Source organism: Skermanella sp., assembly GCF_059503625.1.
Genome location: NZ_JCACHA010000984.1, coordinates 1 through 6,383 on the forward strand (window position 1 = coordinate 1; position 6,383 = coordinate 6,383).

8 protein-coding genes are annotated in these 6,383 nt (G+C 65.7%); all 8 read left to right on the forward strand.

Going from position 1 to position 6,383, the window contains the following annotated elements; genetic code table 11:
- Positions 1-580, forward strand: a 580-nt coding sequence (locus AC5JJ6_RS36025) for a cbb3-type cytochrome c oxidase subunit I (protein ID WP_496046649.1), incomplete at its 5' end; no start/stop codon positions are given.
- A 48-nt stretch (positions 581-628) separates the two neighbouring features.
- Positions 629-1,558: a heme o synthase gene (cyoE, locus tag AC5JJ6_RS36030; RefSeq protein ID WP_496046650.1), complete on the forward strand. Its 930-nt coding sequence runs from the start codon at positions 629-631 to the stop codon at positions 1,556-1,558.
- 33 nt (positions 1,559-1,591) lie between these two features.
- Positions 1,592-1,741, forward strand: coding sequence for a cytochrome c oxidase system small membrane protein (locus AC5JJ6_RS36035; RefSeq protein WP_157599365.1), 150 nt, complete (start codon positions 1,592-1,594; stop codon positions 1,739-1,741).
- Positions 1,738-2,337 carry a cytochrome c oxidase assembly protein gene (locus AC5JJ6_RS36040; protein WP_496046651.1) on the forward strand — a complete coding sequence of 200 codons (600 nt, stop codon included), beginning with the start codon at positions 1,738-1,740 and terminating at the stop codon, positions 2,335-2,337. The genes AC5JJ6_RS36035 and AC5JJ6_RS36040 overlap by 4 nt, the downstream gene beginning before the upstream one ends.
- 64 nt (positions 2,338-2,401) lie before the next feature.
- Complete coding sequence (locus AC5JJ6_RS36045) at positions 2,402-3,259, forward strand: cytochrome c oxidase subunit 3 (protein WP_496046652.1); 858 nt, start codon at positions 2,402-2,404, stop codon at positions 3,257-3,259.
- Between the two features lie 100 nt (positions 3,260-3,359).
- Positions 3,360-3,683, forward strand: coding sequence for a DUF983 domain-containing protein (locus AC5JJ6_RS36050; protein ID WP_496046655.1), 324 nt, complete (start codon positions 3,360-3,362; stop codon positions 3,681-3,683).
- A 3-nt stretch (positions 3,684-3,686) separates the two neighbouring features.
- On the forward strand, positions 3,687-4,454 hold the full coding sequence (locus tag AC5JJ6_RS36055) for an SURF1 family protein (protein WP_496046653.1): 768 nt from the start codon (positions 3,687-3,689) through the stop codon (positions 4,452-4,454).
- Between the two features lie 41 nt (positions 4,455-4,495).
- The gene (locus AC5JJ6_RS36060) at positions 4,496-5,989 is read left to right on the forward strand and encodes a carboxypeptidase M32 (RefSeq protein ID WP_496046654.1); all 1,494 of its coding nucleotides are present in this window, start codon (positions 4,496-4,498) and stop codon (positions 5,987-5,989) included.
- Positions 5,990-6,383: the final 394 nt, after the last annotated feature.

Genomic DNA, 6,383 nt, shown 5'->3' on the forward strand with positions numbered 1-6,383 from the left:
CTGGATCGCCACCATGTGGGGCGGTTCGATCGAGTTGAAGACGCCGATGCTGTTCGCGGTCGGCTTCATCTTCCTGTTCACCGTCGGCGGCGTGACGGGCGTGGTGCTGGCGAACGGCGGCATGGATATCGTGCTGCACGACACCTACTACGTCGTCGCCCACTTCCACTATGTGCTGTCGCTGGGCGCGCTGTTTTCGATCTTCGCCGGTTTCTACTACTGGATCGGCAAGATGTCGGGCCGGCAGTATCCGGAGTTCTGGGGCAAGGTCCACTTCTGGATGACGTTCGCAGGCGTGAACCTGACGTTCTTCCCGCAGCACTTCCTGGGTCTGGCCGGCATGCCGCGCCGTATCCCGGACTATCCGGACGCCTATGCCGGCTGGAACATGGTGTCGTCGGTGGGCGCGTACCTGTCGTTCGCGGCGGCCGTGCTGTTCGTCGGCATCGCGATCTACACGATCACCCGCGGCCAGCGCGTCGGCGCCAGCTACTGGGGCGATGCGGCGACCACGCTGGAATGGACGGTCAGTTCGCCGCCTCCGTTCCACCAGTTCACCGAACTGCCGCGCGTGAAGTAAGCAAGTAAGTAAGTTGGTTAAAAGAAGACCGGGGAAGAAGTACGAGAGATGACGGACATCACCATGCGGCCCGACGCCGAGGCGTCGGTCGGCGGCGTCGCTACAGGCAGCGTCCGCGACTATTTCGAACTGCTGAAGCCCCGTGTCATGTCGCTGGTGGTGTTCAGCGGCTTTGCCGGGATGATCGTGGCCCCCGGCCACCTTCACCCCGTCCTGGCGCTGACCGCCATCCTCTGCATCGCGGTGGCCGCCGGGGCGTCCGGCGCCATCAACATGTGGTACGAGCGGGATATCGACGCCGTCATGCACCGGACGTCGAACCGTCCGCTGCCGGAAGGCCGGGTCGATCCGGACGAGGCGCTGTCGTTCGGCGTCGTCCTGACCATCGGTTCCATCGCCCTGATGGGACTTGCGGTCAACTGGGTCGCGGCCGGGCTGCTGGCGCTGGCGTCGTTCGTCTACGTCTTCGTCTATACGATCTGGCTGAAGCGCCGCACGCCGCAGAACATCGTGATCGGCGGCGCTTCCGGCGCCTTCCCGCCGATGATCGGCTGGGCGGCGGTGACCGGCGACGTCAGCGTCGCGTCGGTCCTGCTGTTCCTGCTGATCTTCATGTGGACGCCGCCGCATTTCTGGGCGCTGGCCCTGTTCCGGAACGGTGACTACACGCGGGCCGGCGTTCCCATGCTTCCGGTCGTGGCCGGCGAGCGCGAGACCAAGAAGCAGATGCTGATCTACACGCTGCTGCTTCTGCCGATCGCGGTGTCACCGTACTTCGTCGGCATCGCCGGACTGCCGTATCTGGCAGGCGCCAGCGTGCTGGGCGTGCTGTTCGTCGTGTTCGCGGTGCAGGTCTGCCGCGACAAGACGGACCGTTCGGCCAAGCAGATGTTCGGCTTCTCGATCCTCTACCTGTTCCTGCTGCTTTCCCTGCTGATCGGGGAACAGCTTTACGGACCGCTGATCCGGTTCGGCTGATCCGCCCGACCAAAGAGTGCAAGGACGACCACCATGAACGCCGACCGTATTCAGATCACCCGGCTGACCGACGAGCAGAAGCGCAAGCGGCGCGGCAAGAACATCGCCGTGATGGTGGCGCTGCTGGCGCTGGTGGCGCTGCTCTACGTCATCACCCTGGTCCGGATCGGGGGGAACGCATGAGCGGAGACCGCACCCCGCGGGACATGCGCCGGCGCAACCTGATCGTGATGGCCAGCCTGTTCGGGCTGGTGTTCGGCATGGTCGGGCTGTCGTTCGCGTCGGTGCCGCTCTACAACCTGTTCTGCAAGGTGACGGGTTTCGGCGGGACGACGCAGGTCGCGGAAGGGCCGGCGGGCGAGATCCTGGACCGCAAGGTCAAGGTGCGGTTCAACGCGGACGTCAACGGGGCGCTGCCCTGGGGCTTCAGGCCGGAAACCCACGAGATGGAAGTCCGGATCGGCGAATCCGCCATGACCAGCTACCGCGCCATCAACCATTCCGGCCAGCCCATCGTCGGCATGGCGACGTACAACGTGACGCCGGACAAGGCCGGGATCTACTTCAACAAGATCCAGTGCTTCTGCTTCGACGAGCAGCGGCTGGAGCCGGGTCAGACGGTTGACATGCCGGTCTATTTCTTCGTCGATCCGGCCATGGCCGACGATCCCAAGCTGGACGACGTCTCGACCATCACCCTGTCCTACACCTTCTTCCGGGCGCATGACGATCCGGGGCCGGTGTCCAAGGCGGGGACCAATCCCAACGCAGTCAACTGACTGAAACGTCCAACTGACTCAAACGTCATTCAACGATAAGAGCAAAGAACGAGGGTTACACAGCATGGCCGAGTTGAACGCGCACAATCCCGGCGTCTACCCCGGAGGCGTTTCGGCCGCCGACGGCCATGGCGCCGAGGGCGGTCACACGCACCAATACCATCTGGTCAATCCCAGCCCGTGGCCGCTGCTGGGCGCATTCTCCGCCGGCCTGATGGCGGTCGGCGGCGTCATGTACATGCATGGCAGCGGCTGGCTCCTGGCGGCCCTGGGCTTCCTGTGCGTCCTGACCGTGATGGCCGGCTGGTGGCGCGACGTGATCCGCGAGTCGGTCCGCGAGAAGGCCCATACCCCCATCGTCAAGCTGGGCCTGCGCTACGGCATGTCGCTGTTCATCGCCTCCGAGGTGATGTTCTTCGCGGCCTTCTTCTGGGCCTTCTTCGACGCCAGCCTGTATCCGAAGGAAGCGATCGGAGGCGTCTGGCCGCCGGAGAACATCGAGACGATGGAAGCCTTCCATCTGCCGCTGATGATGACCCTGATCCTGCTGCTGTCCGGCACCACGGTCACTTGGGCGCACCATGCGATCGTCGAGGGCGACCGGAAGACGGCCAGCGTGGCATTGGGCCTGACGGTGATCCTGGGCATCCTGTTCAGCTGCTTCCAGGTCTATGAATACGGCCACGCCACGTTCGGCTTCAAGGACGGCATCTACCCGTCGACCTTCTACATGGCGACCGGCTTCCACGGATTTCACGTCCTGATCGGGACGATCTTCCTGGCGGTCTGTTGGTTCCGGGTAAGGTCGGGCCACTTCACCCCGAAGAGCCATTTCGGGTTCGAAGCCGCCGCCTGGTACTGGCACTTCGTCGACGTGGTCTGGCTGTTCCTGTTCGTGTCGATCTACTGGTGGGGAGCCTGACGCCCTGACATCGACCCCTTACCCTCGGTTCTCCCCGGTCGCGGCGGCGCTGAAATGCCGCTGTCCGCGATGCGGGAAGGGCCGGCTCTACAAAGGGTTCCTGACCGTCGCCGACCGGTGCGAGTGCTGCGGCCTCGCACTGGCGCGGGGCGACAGCGGCGACGGTCCCGCCGTTTTCATGACCTTCATCCTGGGCTTCACGGTGGTCCCGGTGGCCCTGTGGGTCGCGATGTCGGTCGACTGGCCGCTCTGGCTTCACGCCATCGTCTGGACCGTCGTCATCCTGGGATTGTCGCTGGGCATGCTGAGACCGGCCAAGGCTTACCTGATGGCCTTGCAGTTCCGCCACCGATCCAGCGAATACGATCTGCCCGACCTGCCGGGCGACCCGTCCCCCAAAACTCCCCCGAACCCGCGGGACTGACCCATGCCTGCGCTGGTTGAGAAAGAACAAGACGGACGCCGCTTCCGTCCCGGTCTGGCCGCAACCCTCTTCACCGTCGCCGCCGTCGCGATCATGCTGGGTCTCGGCACTTGGCAGGTCGAGCGGCTGGCCTGGAAGAACGCGCTGATCGAGCGGATCGAGAGCGGCCTGCGCGCCGCCCCGGCGCCCCTTCCGGCCCAGATCGAGAACCCCGCCGACTGGGATTTCCGCCGCGTCGCCGTCACCGGCCGGTTCCTCCACGACTTTGAGCTGAACCTTGCCGCCCGCAGCATGAACGGCCAGATCGGCTACCAGATCGTGACGCCGCTGAAGCGCGACGACGGGTCGCTGGTGCTGGTCAACCGGGGCTGGGTACCGCTGGACAAGCGCGATCCCGAATCCCGGCCCGAGGGGCTGCCGGAGGGCACCGTCACCGTCGAGGGGGTCGCCCGAGTCCCGGCGGAGCGGGGCTGGATGCAGCCCGACAACGATCCCGCCGCCAACATGTGGTTCTGGTACGACGTGCCCCGGATGGCCGCCCAGGCAGGGCAGGCGGGAGCGGCCCCCGGCGCCGGCGATCCGCTTCCCGTCATCGTCGAGGCGGGAGACGCCCCGAATCCCGGCGGCTTCCCGATCGGCGGCCGGACCAACGTGAACATCTCCAACAACCACCTGCAATACGCCTTCACGTGGTACAGCCTGGCGGTTACGCTTATCGTGATCTACTTCGTGTTCCATTGGCGGCGCGGCTCCGGGGACGGGGAGCCCTGACCGCCGGAACACCCCCAACGAACGACTTCAGGGAGGCTCGGATGTCCGCCTATCAGACGCTGGAACGGCGCTTCGCCCGGCTCGCCGCGATCAACGACGCACTCGGCATCCTGCATTGGGACACCGAGACGCTGATGCCTCCCGGCGCCGCCGACGGCAGGGCGGAGCAGCTTGCGACCCTGAAGGTCCTGAGCCACGAACTGCTGACCGACGACGACAACGCCGACCTGCTGGCCGACGCCGAGCACGAGCGCGAGCTTTCCAACTGGCAGGAAGCCAACCTGCACGAGATGCGCCGCGCCTATCTCCATGCGACGGCGGTGCCGGGCGATCTGGTCGAGGCAAGCTCCCGCGCGATATCCCGCTGCGAGATGGTCTGGCGCGAAGCCCGCCCCACCGGCGACTTCGCGATGCTGCTGCCCAGCCTGTCGGAAGTGCTGAACCTCCAGCGCCAGATCGCTGCCGCCAAGGCCGAGGCGCTGGGCTGTTCCCTGTACGAGGCGCTGCTGGACAGCTACGAGCCGGGCGGCAACACCGACCATATCGACAAGGTGTTCGGCGACCTCCGGGCTTTCCTGCCGGGCTTCATCGGCGAGGTGCTGGAGCGCCAGAGGAGCCGCCCGGACATCCTGCCTCTCCAGGGTCCGTTCCCCATCGAAACCCAGCGGGCGCTGGGAGTCCGGATGATGCAGGCCGCAGGATTCGACTTCAACAAGGGCCGGCTGGACATCAGCCTCCACCCGTTCTGCGGCGGCGCCACCCATGACGTCCGGCTGACCACCCGCTACGACGAGGACGACTTCACCAAGGCGCTGATGGGCGTGATGCACGAGACGGGGCATGCCCTGTACGAGCAGAACCGCCCGGCCGATTGGCTGGGCCAGCCGGTCAGCGAGGCTCGCGGCATGAGCCTGCACGAGAGCCAGTCGCTCATCATAGAGATGCAGGCTTGCCGAAGCCGCGCCTTCCTGGAGTTCGCCGCCCCGGTGATGCGCGACAGCTTCGGCGGGACGGGACCGGCCTGGGACGCGGCCAACCTGCACCGGCTGTATACCAAGGTCGAACCGGGCTTCATCCGGGTCGATGCCGACGAGGTGACGTACCCCGCCCATATCCTGATCCGCTACGACCTGGAAAAGGCGCTGATCGAAGGCGACATGACCCTGTCCGACCTGCCCGGCGCCTGGAACGAGGGCATGCGCGACCTGCTGGGCCTGAAGGTCACGACCGACCGGCTGGGCTGCCTTCAGGACATCCACTGGCCGGGCGGCGCCTGGGGCTATTTCCCGACATATACGCTGGGAGCCATCACGGCGGCCCAACTGTTCGACGCCGCGACCCGAGCCGACGACAACGTGCTGCCGGGGCTGGGGCGCGGCGACTTCTCCCCCCTGGTCAACTGGCTGCGGACCAACATCCATTCCCAGGGCAGCCTGCTGCCGGCCGACCAGCTGCTGACCAAGGCGACCGGGCGTCCGCTGGACGCCAGCGTCTATGAACGTCACCTGCGGCGGCGCTACCTGGAGGAGGCCTGAACAAGAACCGCGACTGCGGGGGAGGGGGAGGCGAGGCGGACGGGCTATGTAGACATCCCCCCAGCAGTGGGTGAATGTCATCATTTGTCATGAAGCCCCATGGGGCGGACGAGGGGCGGACGAGGGGCGGCCTAGGGGCGGACGGAAGCCGGCGGCTGCCGGATGAAGAGCCTTAGTGACGTTCGCAATGGGAAAAAAACCTCTCCCGCGTCACTGTTTGTCACCATCGGTCATCAAGTGTCACTATCGCCCCGGTCCGGTTCCTGGCCGGGGCTTCTTTGTGCTGTCAACGATGTCGAAGATCCGGTATCCGCGAGGATGGTTCCTTCTATCAGAAACAGGTTAAGGAAACCTATCCTATGATCGTTGAAACGGCGATACCGCGTCATGGCTG